This window comes from Psychrobacter sp. TB20-MNA-CIBAN-0197 (assembly GCF_040309765.1).
GTDB classification, from domain to species: Bacteria; Pseudomonadota; Gammaproteobacteria; order Pseudomonadales; family Moraxellaceae; genus Psychrobacter; species Psychrobacter submarinus.
Genome location: NZ_JBEOPC010000948.1, coordinates 1 through 256, shown reverse-complemented (window position 1 = coordinate 256; position 256 = coordinate 1). Strand labels below are relative to the sequence as shown.

General features: G+C 37.5%; 1 pseudogene. It reads left to right on the top strand.

Features of this window, described 5'->3' with window-relative positions:
• Nucleotides 1-29: 29 nt before the first annotated feature.
• A pseudogene (locus tag AAEY83_RS16680) lies at nt 30-256 on the top strand (mechanosensitive ion channel family protein); the annotation flags it as partial.

Genomic DNA, 256 nt, shown 5'->3' with positions numbered 1-256 from the left:
ACTTAGACGAGTTTTTAAATGAGCATTATTTGACCAATAATGAATGGAATCAAGTCAATATTTTAGAGCTGCGTCAAGACTGTTATGTGATTCAGTTACAAGCTTATATTAATGCTAACGACGTCATGGAGTTTTATGACAAGCAAAATGTGGTATTCGTTGATGTGCTCAATCAAGTGGCAAAATATAAGGTCGAGCATGCGCTACCAACCCAACAGTTGATTGTCAATCAAGCGGAGCTTGAGCATCATATGGA